The sequence below is a fragment of the Bacillus sp. BB081 genome (assembly GCF_008368895.1).
GTDB lineage: Bacteria > Bacillota > Bacilli > Bacillales > Bacillaceae_G > Bacillus_A > Bacillus_A wiedmannii.
On record NZ_QOZX01000020.1, the window covers coordinates 1 to 15,846 of the forward strand.

The following is a 15,846-nucleotide window of genomic DNA, read 5'->3' on the forward strand; positions in this document are numbered from 1 at the left end:
TGGAACAAACCTTTCATGATTGACTGGCTACATTGCGTAGGCAAAGCTCGATAATCATTTTGAATCATAGCCTTAAATAGTGTATCTAGAAAGTTGTAATCTACATAAGGCTTTTCAAAATTAGGTTCTGAAAACAAATTACATGTAATCTCTTTCTGTTCTTCTTTAGGCTTTAATTTCTCTTTTTCCAATTTCTTCTGATAGGCAAGAAGTTGTATGTCATTCATCTTACCAATATTTTTATGAATATTATCCAAAACTTCTTTTTGCAAAGGCTGCAACTCTTTTTCTTGTGTTAATCCAGTGTACACCTGGCGTATATAAAAGTTTGTGGTGTTGTACATGTTCTTAGCGTTATGACAACACTCTTGAAAATAAGAATACATACGATGCCCTTTTTTAATCCAGATTTGAAGAGTTTTATAGTTTGATGGATTTTCCTTTGTCATTTTATTCACCTCCTTGTTAAGGATATTATAGCAAAAATAGAACGTACGTTCACTCCCTTTTCTTGAAAATAAAATATTTCTTTCGATTCACCTCACCACCTTCACTTACGGAGTCCTCTCGAAAGGCATGATAGATTAATAATCTAATATATAAAGGCTGTAGAATGAATTATTCTACAGCCTTTTTTTATTGCGTTCATATGGGACAAATTTCATAACATAAGCTAATAATGTATGCCTAAAACGTAAGGAGGATTAAAATGAATAACCTTCCAATTGATGCAAAACTTAAAGCAAATAAGGATACTTTTTTCCTCCCCGACTCAAACGGGGGTGTCTATTTTCGAAATAATGCCAGTTCATTTCGTATGGACGGTGATGGAATTTACAACTGGATTGAAAAATTAATGCCAATGTTTAACGGGAATTATTCTTTAGCAGAAATAACCGATGGTCTCCCTCTCCCCTATCAAAATCGTGTATTTGAAATTGGAGAGATTTTATATGAAAATGGTTTCGTTCGGGATGTAAGTCAAGATGCACCTCATGAATTAAATAGCGCATTACTTGATAGATACGCTTCACAAATTGAATTTTTAGAAGCTGATTCTCATTCAGGCGCTCTAAAATTCGAAACGTATCGCGCGGCAAAAGTCCTTATAATTGGTTCTGGAGATATGCTTACTTCCTTAGTTTCTTCTTTATTAGAATCAGGATTACCTACCTTTCATTACCTTGTTACAGATTATGAGGAAACAAATTACGATCGCATTCATGAGCTAGTAGAACTTGCACATGAAGTTGATGATCATGTCCTTGTTCAGGAAATAGATACGACAATTGATCGTCCCCTGCATGAAGTGTTCGAGCCTTTCGACTGGATTTTGTATGTTTCTCAAAATGGAGATATTGAAGGCCTAAGAGCAGTTCACACGATTTGTAGAGAAGTAGGAAAGAACTTCATACCTGCCGTCTGTTTATCAGCACTTGGTATAGCCGGCCCTATCGTAACAGCTAGTCGTGAAGAATGCTGGGAATCCGCATGGCATCGGCTACATGAAACGGCTTTACAAAATGAACATTCATCAGCATCATTTTCACCACTTCCATCTGCAATGTTAGCAAATATAATCGTATTTGAATTACTTAAGCATGTCGCTGATGATTCTTACCGAGAAAAAGAACCACAATTCTTTTTATTAAATTACGAAACACTCGAAGGAGCATGGCATCCTTTTATAAAACATCCTCTCGCAACTGATGAAAGTTTTACAATTGATACGATAGAAAATCTTTCTGAACAACTTGAACAGCGGTCCAACCAGCATACCTCAACTGATTTATTCCGCTTTTTCGACTCATTAACTTCTAAAGAAGCTGGTTTATTCCATGTATGGGATGAACAAGATTCATATCAATTACCGTTATCACAATGCCATATTCAAGTAGCTACCCCACTATCAGATGGTCCTGCTTCCCTCCTGCCTCTTATGACTTGTGGTGGTTTGACTCATAATGAAGCGCGCCGAGAAGCTGGTTTAGCAGGAATTGAAACATATGTAGCAGAAATTATGCACCGACTTATTCCGGAACATAACGATATCGGTATCGGTGCTGGAGAAACGATGACAGAAGGTGTATACCGGGCACTGCAACAACATTTAAATAACAAATTGTATGAGCGGCAGTCACATATGCTAGAAGAAATTACGACGATTGATTTAACTGCAATTCATGATAAACATTGTAGATTTTATTACGATGCTCTCTCTACAATTCATGAAACACCTAAAATAGCAGTAAGCGAAGAGATTCTCAGCTTCCCTGTCGTTTGGGTCGGTATAAATGATCGCTGGTACGGTGCATCTAATATTAATATGACGTTAGCCTTACGAAACGCACTACAACTATCACTTCTTCATATTCAAAATGAAGAGACTCCTTACAGAGCTAATATCTTGCCTGAATCCTCTATTATTTTATATGACACGGATTCTTTTAGAGTGGAAATACAAGCGGAAGAAGAAGTTCCAGGTGTGCAATCTGTGCAGCTTGCCTTGCAACATTTAGAAGAACATAATTTTTATCCATTCGTGTTTGATTTAGCCATTGAATCATTTTTGAAAGAAAACTTAGATGGTGTGTACGGCGTATTAATTGCAAAGGAGGACAGTCTATGACTCAAAATATATTGCTTATAGGAGATGGCTTACTTGCAAACTATGTACATGATCAACTATGCAAACAATATTCTATCATTCGCCAACATAACCTTACAGAAGAACTCCCTGAAAATATTCATCTCGCTCTCGTATTACATGATGGCTCTCCTTCTACTATTCATCATGATGCCGAGCTAATGTTTCGGTCGAATCATATTCCATGGCTACGTGCATTCACTTCATTTGGTGAAGGTATTATCGGTCCTTACATTCATCCTCTTGCAACTGGCTGTTCCAACTGCTCTGATGGACGCCGATTTATCGCTGGATTTGATCAACAAGAAATGTGGGCACTACAGCGGAAATATGCGTTAAAGGCAGATAATGTAACAAGGCGTGATGTACGTGCCACCCAAAATGGTATGTTACAAATGTGCCATCTTATTCGTGCAGAAACAGAGAAAATATTAACTCATAACCATTCTTCTTTAGAAAATGAACTCATTTTACTAAACTTACAAACACTGCAATGTACGCGGCATTCTTTTCTTCCCGATCCGCTCTGCCCTGTATGTAGCAATTTGCCTGATGATACGGCAGATGCAGCTGCGATTTCGTTACAACCGAGCTTAAAAACAAGCGAAGCAGCATATCGCTGTCGTTCCATTCATGAACTAAACACATTTTTAACGAGAGATTATTTAGATTATCGCGTCGGTATGTTGAACGGAAAAATGCAACATTCTTTATTACCATTTGCTGACGTTATTATAAACATGCCATTAATGTTTGGAAACGAAGGTGTCGCAGGCCGAACTCATTCATTTGCAATGAGTGAAGCGACTGCTATTTTAGAAGGTTTAGAACGATATTGTGGTATGTCACCTCGAGGAAAAAAGACAAATGTACACGGCAGTTTTCGTGAGTTAGAGGATCATGCACTTAATCCCCTTTCGCTCGGTGTACATACAAATGAACATTATAATCGTAATAGTTTTCCGTTTAAACCGTTTGATCCTGACTATGAACAAAACTGGGTATGGGGCTACTCTTTATTACAAAATCGGCCACTTTTAGTTCCTGAATCAATTGCTTATTATAGCCTCGGTCATCGAGATGCTTTCGTCTATGAAACATCAAATGGATGTGCAATTGGTGGTAGCTTAGAAGAAGCAATTTTTCACGGTATTTTAGAAATTGTAGAGCGTGACGCCTTTTTGCTCACTTGGTATGCCGAATTACCTCTCCCCCGCCTTGATCTTAGTTCAGCAAATGATACGGAATTACAATTAATGATTCAGCGGCTGTACACGATTACTGGGTATGAGTTACATGCTTTTAACGCAACGATGGAACACGGTATTCCAAGCTTATGGGTAATTGCGAAAAATACGCGTGAAAATGGAATGAACGTTGTTTGTGCGGGAGGCTCTCATTTAGACCCTGTCCGCGCTTTAAAGAGTGCCATCCATGAAATAGCAGGCATGTTACTAATAGCAGACGATGAACTCGAACAAAAAAGAGAGCATTACGAAAACTGCTTACACGATCCTTATCTCGTTAATAAAATGGAAGACCATAGTATGCTGTACGGATTGAAAGAAGCAGAAGAACGTCTTCATTTTCTTTTACGTGACGATGCACCGATGCAATCGTTCCAAGAAATGAACGGGTTACAATCATTTGACCTTGATTTAACATCCGATCTTCATCAACTTTTAAACCGTCTGCAGCAATCTGGACTTGAAGTAATCGTTGTAGATCAAACCGTCTCCCTTATCGATAAGAACGGATTACATTGTGTAAAAGTCATTATTCCAGGCATGCTACCGATGACGTTTGGCCACCATCTCACTCGGGTTACAGGTCTGGATAGAGTGTATACTGTACCGATGACACTTGGATATAGAACTGAGCCTTTAACGAATGAACAATTAAATCCACATCCACATCCGTTTCCATAGTAAAGGAGGGGATTCTATGCAGCTGGATACTTTTTTACATCATCTCCATTTTTCTATAGACGAAATTATGCCGAACCATGAAGTGGACTGGGAAGATGCACCGCTTCCTTATAAATTATATCGAAATGTCCCTATCATTCCACTCTCTTTAGAAATCCCATTATCTTTACCTAACTCTTCTACTACACCTACTTTGAAGGAGATTGGTCATTACCTTTGGTCCTCATTTGGTTTAACACAGTTATGTCAGCTAAATAGCGAGAAAATTTTATTCCGAAGATCTATCCCTTCAGGCGGCGCTTTATATCCAAATGAATTGTATTTATATTTAAAAATTGACGATTACCCCGACGGTATTTACCATTACGACGCTGCACATCATCGGCTTATCTTACTTCGCGAAGGGAATTTCGATTCTTACATTACAGAAGCACTTGGCAATCGTTGTAACATACAGTCTTGTTTTGGCGCTGCATTCGTATCCACTATGTTTTGGAAAAACTACTTTAAATACAATAACTTTTCATATCGACTTCAAGGATTAGATAGTGGTGTTCTCATCGGACAATTACTTGCATGTGCCAAACAATTCGGTTACACAAATGGCGTATACTTTCAGTTTCTAGACCGTGCAATCAATCATTTACTCGGACTGTCAGAAAGCGAAGAAAGTGTGTATGCTGTTGTTCCTTTAAGTACAGAACCGCAAACTAATTGGTTTCACAATGATTACTGTGAAAATAAAACAGTTACTTCTCATGAGTTGTTACAGCAAATTCCGCCGTTAACACACGAACATTTCGTTCGCTCAAAACATGTAAATGAATATCCGATGATAACAAAAATAAATGAAGCTTCTATGATTGAATCGACAGCACACTTCCAAACACTACATCATGAAGAGCACTATCAACATCATGTGCACGCTGTCCAGTTGCCGCAAGTAGAACGGTTATCGTATGATTTCTTACAACTTTGTAAAAAACGGTATTCCCCTGATGCTGACTTTACTTTCACGAAATGGGATGCAGCCGAGCTCGCTACTTTACTACAAGAAGCGAGTCTCTCCTTCCCTTATTACAACGACCTTGATGGTCAATATGTAAATGAAAATGCACGGGTCTCATTATATGGATGTTTTTATAACGTAAAAGATATAGAAAACGGCGCTTATTCTTATAACAGCAAAAATCATTCCATACAGCCACTTCGATATGGAGACCTTCGTTATCCCCTTCAATCTAGTATGACGATGGATAACGTAAATCTTTTTCAAGTACCGCTTTGCCTACATGTAATCGGAAAGAAAGATTACTATACACGTGCATTAGGCTATAGAGGGTACCGTATTCACCAAATGGAAGCTGGTATACTCGTTCATAAACTCGTTTTTGCTGCGACCGCGATGGGGATGGGCGGGCATCCATTATTAAGTTTTGATACAAATTCATGTGATCAGTTATACGGGATTGATACTGGAAATGAAACGTCTCTCATTCAAATTCCTGTTGGGGCGTATCGAGCGCGGAATTGGTTAAAAGGGGATTTACGTATTTAGAAGCACGCCAGCTATCGGCGTGCTTTTTTTAAAGGACTTAATTTATAAAAAGCGAAATGAGTATATATTCTTACATAAAAGGAGAGTTTAACTTGAGCGTGCTACATCGATTAATTCAGCAAGCAAAAAATCCTCGCGGGACAATTGGTTCTTCCATGCTTTGTATTATGAACACTGCACATACAAGACTAACCAATTGGGCATTACAGAAAGTACATATAAAGAAAAATGCAATCATATTAGATATTGGTTGTGGCGGCGGTAAAACGATACACACTCTTTCAAAACGAACTCCACTTGGGAAAATATATGGGATTGATTACTCCGATCAAGCTGTAAAAAATTCTATACAGACGAATATAAAGGATGTTCAAAAACAAAAAGTCATTGTTCAACAAGCAAGCGTTTCTTCTATTCCCTATCATACGAACTTCTTCGATCTCATTACCGCTTTTCAAACACACTACTTTTGGCCTGATGTGGAACAAGACATAAAAGAAGTATTTCGCGTCTTACAACCGAACGGATCTTTTTTATTAGTGGCTGAAACTTTCAAAATTCAATATCATATGGAGAAATGTAAAACGACTGAAGAATTAATAAACCTATTTTATAAAACAGGATTTAAAAGTGTGAAATGTTACGAAGAAAGAGGATGCCTTTGTGTAATAGGAATTAAGTAAAAAGCAGACCCTTTGAGGTCTGCTTTTTTACTAGATTAATTTAAAAATACTCTTAATTTGTCTTGCAAATAACCAGTTTTTCGTACCGTAGTTATCATTTAAACTATCTAAATTAATAGATTGTCCGTTAGCAAACTTTAATTCTAACGTTGTATTTTTGTCATTTGTTTTTAAGTTGCTATGTGTAATGGCATCATACTTTAATTTTTCGATTTCAACATATTCATCTTTTTCTTGTCCAATCACGACATGATCTTGGAAGAAGAACAATACTTCTACTTTCTTACCGAAACAAAATACATTTTTCGTATAAATTAATGTCGCATTATCAAGTCCGACGCATACTTCTTTCATCTCTTCCACAACTTTTCCAAAGTCTTCTTCTTGTCTTGCGTTTGATTCAGCAATCCATTCTTCGATTGTTTTCATGTTAATTGCCATACTGTGCCCCCTGGTTCGTTCATTGCTTTATTTAAAAATAAATACTATATGACAATATAAGCCATATGTACTATGTTTTCAAGGGTGAACGGTATATTCAAAATAAAGTTAAATTTCAAAGTAATATACTAGGAGCATCGATTTCATTATATTTTAAACGTTTGAACGAGGCATTCTTCATCATCGATTAACTGTGTTTTCTCATCAAATTCGATATTTAACTCCCTATATACTTTCTTCCAAAAAGAAACTGCTGGTACATTTTTCACAAGTTCGATAACGAAATATTGTCCTCGTTTCTCTTTTAGTACATTCTCAACAACTTGTTTACCGATTCCTTTCCTCTTGTACTGATTCAATATGAAAATGTCATTTATGCCAAAGTCATTTTCTTTTTTCAAATATGGACGTTCCAATAGTAATAAAAAACCTACAATATCATTATCACTTTTAATAAAATACGGAGTGATTCCGTCATTTTCCCAAAACATGTACAAATCTTCGTATTCAAAAAATCCATTTGCCCCAATCTTTATATTAGGAGTGAATGTAGAGAGGTCATGAAGATATAGTGCATATAAATTACGTAATATTTCTTTTTCTGATTCTTGAACTGTTTGAAGTGTTACAAACATTTTTAATGATCCCCTTCCCTATATATAACTATTTCCAATTCGCTTCTTTCGCCAAAAATAATGATTCCCCTTTAACGAAAAAAATAGCACTTAAAAAGTGCTATTCTGCTCGCCTTGCCGCTTGCTGAATTGGATCCCAAACGCTGTTATATGGTGGTGCATAACTTAAGTCGACATCTTCTAAATCGTGAATGCTCATTTTATTAAAAATTGCCATTGCAATCACATCAATTCGTTTATCTACACCTTCTTCTCCAATTACTTGTCCACCTAATAATTGTTTCGTATCAGAGCGATATAGTAATTTCAAGTAAAGTGGTTTCGCATTTGGATAATAGCCCGCCATATTGGTCGAATCTACTTTGACTGTTTTATACGGGATATGTAACCCTTTCGCTTCTTTTTCATTTAAGCCTGTTCTTGCGAGCGTCAAATCCATAAATTTAATAATACCTGTACCTAACGTACCTTTAAATGCTCTTCGTTTATCAAGCATATTCAGTCCAGCGAGTCGGCCTTGTTTATTAGCAGTCGTTCCGAGCGGGATATGATCATGAATTTCCTTTATAACGTGGTAATGTGTTGCGCAATCACCAGCTGCATATACGTCCTGCACATTCGTTTGCATATATGCATTTACTTCGATTGCCCCTTTATAATTTGTACGTATATTTGTTCCTTCAAGAAAATCAGTATTTGGCTTCACTCCAACCGATACTAAAACAAGATCTGCTTTATACGTCCCTTTATCGGTTTCAATTTGTTCCACTCTTTCATTTCCTTTAAATGCTTTCACATTTTCATTCGTTAAAATTTCAATATTGTGTTTATCTGCTTCTTTATGTATATATTCAGCCATATCTGCATCATAAATCGTACCGATATGATCATTTCGCTCAATCATTCTTACTTTCTTACCAAGTTCGACGAATGTTTCTGCCATCTCCAGTCCAATCGCACCGCCGCCAATAATCGTTACATCTTCAACTTTACTCGTTTCTAGCGTTTTTAATATACGCTCAGCATCAGGAATTGTTTTTAAAAGATGAACGCCTTGCAAATCTCGACCTTCCCATTCTGGCATAACAGGACGCACTCCAGTCGCAATTAATAATCGATCGTACGGAAATTCAAAAACATCTTTCGTCTTCGTATGCCCTGCGTACACCATTTTCTTTTCCGTATCTACTTTCGTTACTTCATGACGCACTTTCGCATCAATTCCGTATTTATCACGAAACGTCTTTACATTACGCGCGATTAATTTTTCCGTTGAAGTGATAGCACCACTAATGACATACGGTAATCCACACTGCGCGTACGAATAAATTTCACCTTTTTCTAACGTTACAACATTTGCATTTTCATCGTTTCTAACAATTTGCATAGCTGCACTCATACCAGCTGCATCTCCGCCAATAATGACATAGTTCACTTTACCACTCCTTCTTTTTTGCATACTCTTTACGCTTTCCATATTTTACAGAAATAACACCTACTTCCATTGTAAAGAAAGAGAATTTCAACTTCAAATTTGGTGCACAAACCTATGCCTTAATAGGTAAGTGTCGTGTCTTATAAACAACATGTTTAATATGCTATAACAGTAACTATTGAAAGTAGGTGAAACATACATGTGCGCCGGCCTTCTCGCTCAAACTCCAGAGGAACCGAAAGAACCAAAACCCGCCTTGTCGCTTGATCAAGAATTTTCTATTAACGCAACCATTTATAGTGCTCGTGCTTGGTTATCTAATGATGAAACTTTCCCACAAACGATTTGGAAAGGCTCTCACTTCGCTTCAGCATCACACGCTGGCAAGTCCATCTTACCAATCGGTACTGTAAAAATTTTGAACTTATCTGATGATACAATAACAGTTACTGCATCATCAGAATCAGATGATACTCTCAAAATAGTCGTACCCCCTCATTCTGAAGGTGTGTTAACATCTAACGCATTATCTGATGTGCAAGCAAGTACATCAGGAGGAGCAAGTAAAGTCACATTCCTCTTTCATATCTTTTTCTCAAGGGATCCTGGTTCAGATAAAAAACCATAAAAAAGGTACAGTTATGCACTGTACCTTTTTTCACGTGTTCTATTCTCTTGATTTGATGAGTTCAACATTATAAGATTCAATATCCGTTAGCTTTCCTGTAAAATACGGATTCTCTCTATACCAAGACTGTTTTGAAAAATACGCTTGCATATCTTTCGTTTGAAACATATGTCCATGTCTTGCGTATATTTCGTTTCTCGCTATTTTCAATTGTTCTTTCGATAAATATGCTAAGTCCGTACTCGTTAATTTTCGAATATCACTATCAGGAAAGATGAAACCATTATATACATACCGAGTCGTAGGTGGCGGAGTAACATTGTAAACAACGTTTTTTTCTGTACCTTTCTTTTCGAATGGAAGATTATAAGACGGAAGTGCCGTTACCGTTTCTACCTTCGTCGTTTCCCTTCCGTTTTCTCCATTTCGTTCTAAATAAATCGTCGTACTTCCATCAGTTGCTACCGGTCCCCACGTAATTTCTTCACCAGCCAGCACTGTAACTGGTTTTTGATTCACATACAATGTTGCACCAGGCACATTCGTTTGAACCGTAATATATTGTCCTTGCAACGTTAAATCTATCGTTACGTTATTTTGACCTTGTTTCATAAGTACAACCTTTTCTTCACGTGATAGTTTCACATATTCATTTTTATATTCTGCTTGAAACACTTGAGTTCCTGGAAGAAACGGTCCATATTGCTTCTCAAACTTTTTATCATCTGTTTTATCTATTTCTTTTCCGTTCATTTTTAAAGATGTACCTTTTTCATTTGTAAGCAATGTCGTATAATACGTCTTCGCTTTCAATTTATACCGATCAAATAAAAAGAAATACTTTCCGTCTTTCGTTAACGAAAAGTCTGCTCTTTCGATTCCGTTCCCTTGTTTTTCACCTATCCTCAACTGTTCTTTCAATTCATTCACATAAGATGGATTTTCTTCTATATATGAAAATAAAGGCGTTAAACTCTCTCTCGTTACAGTAACTGATGGATCATCTGCTGTGATGATTTCAGCTAACTTCTCCCCGTCCTTCTCTTGTAAAATCGTAATCATCCGGTCTACTTGTGCCACCTGCTTATAATACGATGATCCGTACAAATACAGTCCAACAATCACTACAGCAAGTAATGTTAAAATTGTAATGCCAACTTTTGTACCACCGCTCATTTTCTTCTTTACTACAAGACTTTCCCTCTTCTGACCGCAGTTTTGACAAAATTGCACACTGTCTTCAAGCTGAGTCCCACACTTTGTACATACATTCATCCATTCAACCACCTTTTCTTTAGAGGCCAGTTAATCCCTGTGTAAAGGTTTGAATTATCGTGTTTATGTAAGACCAAAACACGATAAACGTTGCAATTCCAATGAAAATATTTGCGATAAAAAGAGTGTAAACAAGATCTAATCCACCGTTATCTAGTTTTACTGTAGCTACAATTATACTAATTCCCATATATGTTGTAGCCAGCCCTAATAAAATTGGTAAGAAAAAGATTAATAAAAAACTAAAAAGAAAAGAAAGCACTAATATAGCAATAACTGGCGTCGCTATCGTTCCCCATATTCCAAATACTTCAAGAAACGAAAAAGATGATTTCATCATCTTCCCACTTACAAAAATAATAAATCCGACAAATAAAGTTAAAATTAGTAAAAATAAAAAGACCGTTACAGAGTCCAAAAAGAATGTAGGAGTAGGTATATCTGGTGCAAATGTTTTCGTAACAGCTGCTGCAGCACTCATCATTCTATAAAAAATACATGCACCTAAAAAACAAATAAGAACAAGGCTTACAATTCCATTTCGTACTTCAACCTTGCCGCTTTTCATAATCGCTGTCGGTGCTTTGAAAGCATGTTTAAAAAACTGAAAATACCCACTCGCAAATCGCTTCGCTTGCTCTACCGTTTCATTCGGTCGAGTTTCCTTCGCCTGTTCCGGCTCTTCTTCTTGGCCACTACTTGCCACTACTTCTTCCGTTAACGAATGTCTACAATTTCCGCAAAACTTTGCCTCTGTTGCATTTTCTGTATGACACGCCGGACATTTCATTCTCGCATCCCCCCTTAAGCAGATACCATATAGGGTGTTACAAATTCAATATATGACTTTGTACATAAAACATGACTACAAGAAAAAGATTATGAAATCCTTCTTTCAAATGAAAATATATGTGCTAGCAATCTTGAAAAATAATGCTATTATGAAACAGAACAAATAACATTTTTAACAGATTGGATGACAGGCAATGGAATTAGTAAACTCAATTTTTCAAATACTCCTTACAAGCGTAATCCAATTATTTTCCTTAATTGGCGTTATCATTGTAATTGGATTTCTATTAGGTTATTTAGAATCTCTTACACGCATGTATTGGTCGAGAGCTTTCGGAAGAAAAGGATTCCTTTTAACGGCGTGGATCGGTGTTCCTATTCATGAACTTGGACATGCCATTATGTGTGTACTTTTTCGTCATAAAATTGTAGCAACGCAGTTTTTCCCAACAGATACAAGTCAAGGTGCTTTAGGCTACGTACAACATCAATACAATCAAAAAAGTGTATATCAACGAATTGGGAACTTCTTCATTGGAATCGGTCCTATTATTTCCGGTATTACTGCGTTAATCCTTTTAATGCGCTATTTCGTACCAAATTCATATTTCTTATTTAATACAACCCTCGAAAAAACAATCGCTTCTACTTCTATTAATATAGAAATGGTTCAAAACATGCTTTTATCGACGTTTGTATTATTGAAAAGCTTATTTACAATAAGCAATTTATTGAATCCTTCCTTTTGGCTATTTTTATTTATCGCCATTTGTATTTCTGCACATATCGCTTTAAGTAAACCAGATATTAAAGGATCAATAGACGGTGTTATCGTCATGTTTATCGTTTTATTTTTATTCAACATAATAGCAGGACTATTTCAGTACGACAGTAACCAGCTCATTGGCAAAGTGATGAAGTATAATATGTACCTCATTGCATTTTCTAGTGTGGCACTACTGTTTTCTTGTATTTCTACACTTGTTAGTTTTGGATTTTATAAAATAAGAGGAGGGCGTTCGTTTTGAACGCCCTCCTCTCATCATTTATTTCCCTTATAATCACAATGCTCAACCGGAACACGAGCATGTCCTTCTTCATCTGTACACCATGACTGCGACTGGAAGGCAAGAAAGATACCAACCCATTCTTCTTCCTTTTCAAAGTGAATGAGTATTCCCCCGTCTTGCCATATACCATTATCACCTTTCCATTTCTCTACATTCCCTTGATTCATATGAATATCGTGTATACCGTTTCCTGGCTCGAAATGAAAGTAAGAATCAGGTGTATTTTCTTCTGGTCCCCATCTTTCACCGAACGCATAAATAATTGCTTTTTCTTCTATCGCTCGTTTTATATAACGCTCTATTTTTTCATTTAAATCATTATCCACTCCTGCTTTTTCAGCTGGTAAAGGAATCATTTGCTTCGAATCAAATACATTACCTCTTACGTAGTCTAAAGCTACTTTCGGCTCATTGTTTTTAACTTCTGTAAAACCGAATGGTAATGTCGGTAAAATGCGAATCGCCTCTGACCGAATATCGGTACTCGCAAAATATAAAACTTCTGACGGATAACTTTGCGATTTCACGTTAATTGCAATACGATAATCAACTTCTGCTTCGCCTTGTAAATGAACTTGATAATGAGGTGTTTTCCCTTTTCCAATCTTTGATTGTATAACTGTACCTTTTAACACGCCGTAGTTTTTTAGGGGCATACATTTCATCTCCTATTCATTTAGTAGAAGCTTTTCATACTTAAGGCATTATCCATATAAAAAGAAAATCCTCCTTTCTCAGGAGGATTTCTTATTTTCTCAACATATACCAAAAAATAACCTCTACCACCACAAGTAACACCGCACCCAAAATCATTAACGTCGTCTTCTTTAATAGTTCATTTTCACGATAAGGGATGTTACATAAATACGCACCCAGTGTAATCCTTGACGGGCAAGCGATTGTCGCTACTGATGATGCGGTGTTTTGAAGTGTTGTGACGTATTGCCACGGGAGTGCTACGTTTTGCGCAGTTTGCATTTGTAGTTTTATGAACATCGCATTTGATCCTGCGTTACTACCTGTTAAAAAGCCACCGATTCCGCCGATAAACGGAGCAACGAAAACGAAAAACGTTCCAAATGTGTCACCAGCTGTTTTTGCCAGTAATGAATGCATGCCAGATGCACCCATTAGTTCTGAAATGGCGATAAACATCGTCGTCGTAATCGCAAAAGGAATCCATTGTTTTATCGTTTGCGAGAGTGATTGTTTCATAATATGAGATGGAATGCGGAAGAAAATAATAGTAAATAGGCAAGTCATACCGAGCCAAAATCCTGGTGAATATAGTAGCTCCAGTTTATAAGAGTATGATTTTAAATCAAGGACTGCATATGATCTGAATACATCATGTAATGCTGGTACGAGGCGAGAAAGTAAAATACAAACTGTTAGGAATATATAAGGGCTAATAATTTTTATAATAGATACTTCTCTCTCCGTTGCCGCAGCATGTTCTGTTATTAAATTTTGTTCATTTTTCCCTTTTAATTTAATGATAAGAAAGCCAAATGCAATTGTAACGATGGAACTTAATATACCTGCTAGTTCAACACTTACGTATGCGTTAGAAAAATAAATTCCGAGAGAAAATAATAGAAAGAAACCGAATCCTTCTTTCCACTTTTCAATAACAGCCTGCCAACCACCAACAACGTGTAAAGAAAGGATGACGAAATAAGCAAACATCGGAATGCTTAGTAGTGCCGTATTCGTGCCAAGTGTTGTAAGCGGCATATTTATAAGCTGCGAACCGATAATCGTACCAGTTGCCATTGCGCCCCATGAACTAGCTAGTAAACCAATAAATGAAAGTAGTACAGCTTGAAACGGTTTATAGCCTAATGATAGAAAGATAGGTGCTGCAACCATGAAGCCAATTCCGAATCCACTTACTGATTCAATTAGCGGACAAATACCAAAACACATAAGGAGCATTTGTAATAAACGATCGTGCGTCACTTCTTCTAAAAAACGCGCTACTTGATCGATGTACCCCATTTTGTTCATAAGGTGAAATAAAAAAATACCGAAAAACAACACGTACCCGACAATAAAACAAATTAACCAACCTTTAATCGTTGCGTGCACAGTTTCACTTATCCCTAGTTGAAACGTTGGCGAGAGTAAAACGATTCCAACAGACACAACGTAAGCAATTAAAGAGGACCTTAATGACGTTTGTTTAAATAAAAATAAACAAATGAAAATCATCATAATTGGGATAAGTGCCAACAATATGGCCATGTTATCATCTCTTTTCATTAAAAATACAATTTTTAACTATTATATAACAGATGTCATAAATTTCAATTGTTTTTGCAACAGATTCAAAAAAGGAGCCAAGTGGCTCCTTTCACTCCCATTTTCTATTATCCTGAAAAACTGTCTGCTGTCCGACTATTTTGTCTAACACAACAAACACAATATAAGCACATATTACTTGCAATACAACATTTCCAAATTTCATTAATTCAAATGAATAGATCCAGCGAAATAATTCGTTTAATAATACAATCGAAACGATACTAAATAGTTCTATACTAATCGAAAATATACATATTTCTAAAATAGATTGCTCTTGAATGCGATTTAAGTTGGAAAAGATGAATACATATCCTAAAAATAGAGCCATCACCTCTATTTTCGTCATGCTAATAAGCCAAGCGTATAATGGTACAGTTAGAAGAAGATATAGTAGTTTACGTCTTAGCATGCTTTCTCACCCTCTAAGTTATATGTATTTTCTGTATA

General features: G+C 36.5%; 14 protein-coding genes and 1 pseudogene. 6 read left to right on the plus strand and 9 right to left on the minus strand.

What is annotated here, in order from left to right:
* A pseudogene (locus DN394_RS11485) lies at positions 1 to 449 on the minus strand (RNA-guided endonuclease InsQ/TnpB family protein); the annotation flags it as partial.
* 260 nt (positions 450 to 709) lie between these two features.
* On the opposite strand from DN394_RS11485, the gene DN394_RS11490 reads away from it, so the two are divergent.
* From DN394_RS11490 to DN394_RS11505, 4 genes are all read left to right on the plus strand, one after another.
* On the plus strand, positions 710 to 2,629 hold the full coding sequence (locus DN394_RS11490) for a putative thiazole-containing bacteriocin maturation protein (RefSeq protein ID WP_097994392.1): 1,920 nt from the start codon (positions 710 to 712) through the stop codon (positions 2,627 to 2,629).
* Positions 2,626 to 4,575 carry a TOMM precursor leader peptide-binding protein gene (locus DN394_RS11495; protein WP_097994393.1) on the plus strand — a complete coding sequence of 650 codons (1,950 nt, stop codon included), beginning with the start codon at positions 2,626 to 2,628 and terminating at the stop codon, positions 4,573 to 4,575. The genes DN394_RS11490 and DN394_RS11495 overlap by 4 nt, the downstream gene beginning before the upstream one ends.
* A 16-nt stretch (positions 4,576 to 4,591) precedes the next feature.
* Entirely contained in the window at positions 4,592 to 6,133 is a 1,542-nt protein-coding gene (locus tag DN394_RS11500) for a SagB family peptide dehydrogenase (protein WP_097994394.1), read from the plus strand.
* A gap of 92 nt (positions 6,134 to 6,225) precedes the next feature.
* Positions 6,226 to 6,816: a class I SAM-dependent methyltransferase gene (locus DN394_RS11505; RefSeq protein ID WP_097917786.1), complete on the plus strand. Its 591-nt coding sequence runs from the start codon at positions 6,226 to 6,228 to the stop codon at positions 6,814 to 6,816.
* A gap of 30 nt (positions 6,817 to 6,846) precedes the next feature.
* On the opposite strand, the gene DN394_RS11510 is transcribed toward DN394_RS11505, so the two are convergent.
* The 3 genes from DN394_RS11510 to DN394_RS11520 all read right to left on the minus strand — a co-directional run bounded on the left by DN394_RS11510 (position 6,847) and on the right by DN394_RS11520 (position 9,327).
* Complete coding sequence (locus DN394_RS11510; protein ID WP_097917787.1) at positions 6,847 to 7,257, minus strand: DUF3908 family protein; 411 nt, start codon at positions 7,255 to 7,257, stop codon at positions 6,847 to 6,849.
* 146 nt (positions 7,258 to 7,403) lie between these two features.
* Positions 7,404 to 7,892, minus strand: a complete 489-nt coding sequence (locus tag DN394_RS11515) for a GNAT family N-acetyltransferase (protein ID WP_097917788.1) — start codon at positions 7,890 to 7,892, stop codon at positions 7,404 to 7,406.
* Between the two features lie 100 nt (positions 7,893 to 7,992).
* On the minus strand, positions 7,993 to 9,327 hold the full coding sequence (locus tag DN394_RS11520; protein WP_097917789.1) for a CoA-disulfide reductase: 1,335 nt from the start codon (positions 9,325 to 9,327) through the stop codon (positions 7,993 to 7,995).
* Positions 9,328 to 9,526: 199 nt separating this feature from the next.
* On the opposite strand from DN394_RS11520, the gene DN394_RS11525 reads away from it, so the two are divergent.
* Positions 9,527 to 9,955 carry a hypothetical protein gene (locus tag DN394_RS11525; RefSeq protein ID WP_097917790.1) on the plus strand — a complete coding sequence of 143 codons (429 nt, stop codon included), beginning with the start codon at positions 9,527 to 9,529 and terminating at the stop codon, positions 9,953 to 9,955.
* A gap of 39 nt (positions 9,956 to 9,994) precedes the next feature.
* Here DN394_RS11525 and DN394_RS11530 read toward each other — a convergent pair whose 3' ends face one another.
* Both DN394_RS11530 and DN394_RS11535 read right to left on the minus strand, forming a co-directional pair.
* A complete protein-coding gene (locus tag DN394_RS11530) occupies positions 9,995 to 11,230 on the minus strand; it encodes a TcaA 3rd/4th domain-containing protein (RefSeq protein ID WP_097917791.1) in 1,236 nt (411 codons plus the stop codon).
* Between the two features lie 19 nt (positions 11,231 to 11,249).
* Positions 11,250 to 12,020, minus strand: a complete 771-nt coding sequence (locus tag DN394_RS11535) for a zinc ribbon domain-containing protein (RefSeq protein ID WP_097917792.1) — start codon at positions 12,018 to 12,020, stop codon at positions 11,250 to 11,252.
* A gap of 196 nt (positions 12,021 to 12,216) precedes the next feature.
* Between DN394_RS11535 and DN394_RS11540 the strand changes: the two genes are divergently transcribed.
* Positions 12,217 to 13,050 carry a hypothetical protein gene (locus DN394_RS11540; RefSeq protein ID WP_046958289.1) on the plus strand — a complete coding sequence of 278 codons (834 nt, stop codon included), beginning with the start codon at positions 12,217 to 12,219 and terminating at the stop codon, positions 13,048 to 13,050.
* A gap of 14 nt (positions 13,051 to 13,064) precedes the next feature.
* On the opposite strand, the gene DN394_RS11545 is transcribed toward DN394_RS11540, so the two are convergent.
* The 3 genes from DN394_RS11545 to DN394_RS11555 all read right to left on the minus strand — a co-directional run bounded on the left by DN394_RS11545 (position 13,065) and on the right by DN394_RS11555 (position 15,808).
* Complete coding sequence (locus DN394_RS11545; RefSeq protein ID WP_097917793.1) at positions 13,065 to 13,748, minus strand: DUF2278 family protein; 684 nt, start codon at positions 13,746 to 13,748, stop codon at positions 13,065 to 13,067.
* A 91-nt stretch (positions 13,749 to 13,839) separates the two neighbouring features.
* Positions 13,840 to 15,339: an L-lactate permease gene (locus DN394_RS11550; protein ID WP_097917794.1), complete on the minus strand. Its 1,500-nt coding sequence runs from the start codon at positions 15,337 to 15,339 to the stop codon at positions 13,840 to 13,842.
* A gap of 109 nt (positions 15,340 to 15,448) precedes the next feature.
* On the minus strand, positions 15,449 to 15,808 hold the full coding sequence (locus tag DN394_RS11555) for a DUF4029 domain-containing protein (RefSeq protein WP_097917795.1): 360 nt from the start codon (positions 15,806 to 15,808) through the stop codon (positions 15,449 to 15,451).
* Between the last annotated feature and the right edge of the window lie 38 nt (positions 15,809 to 15,846).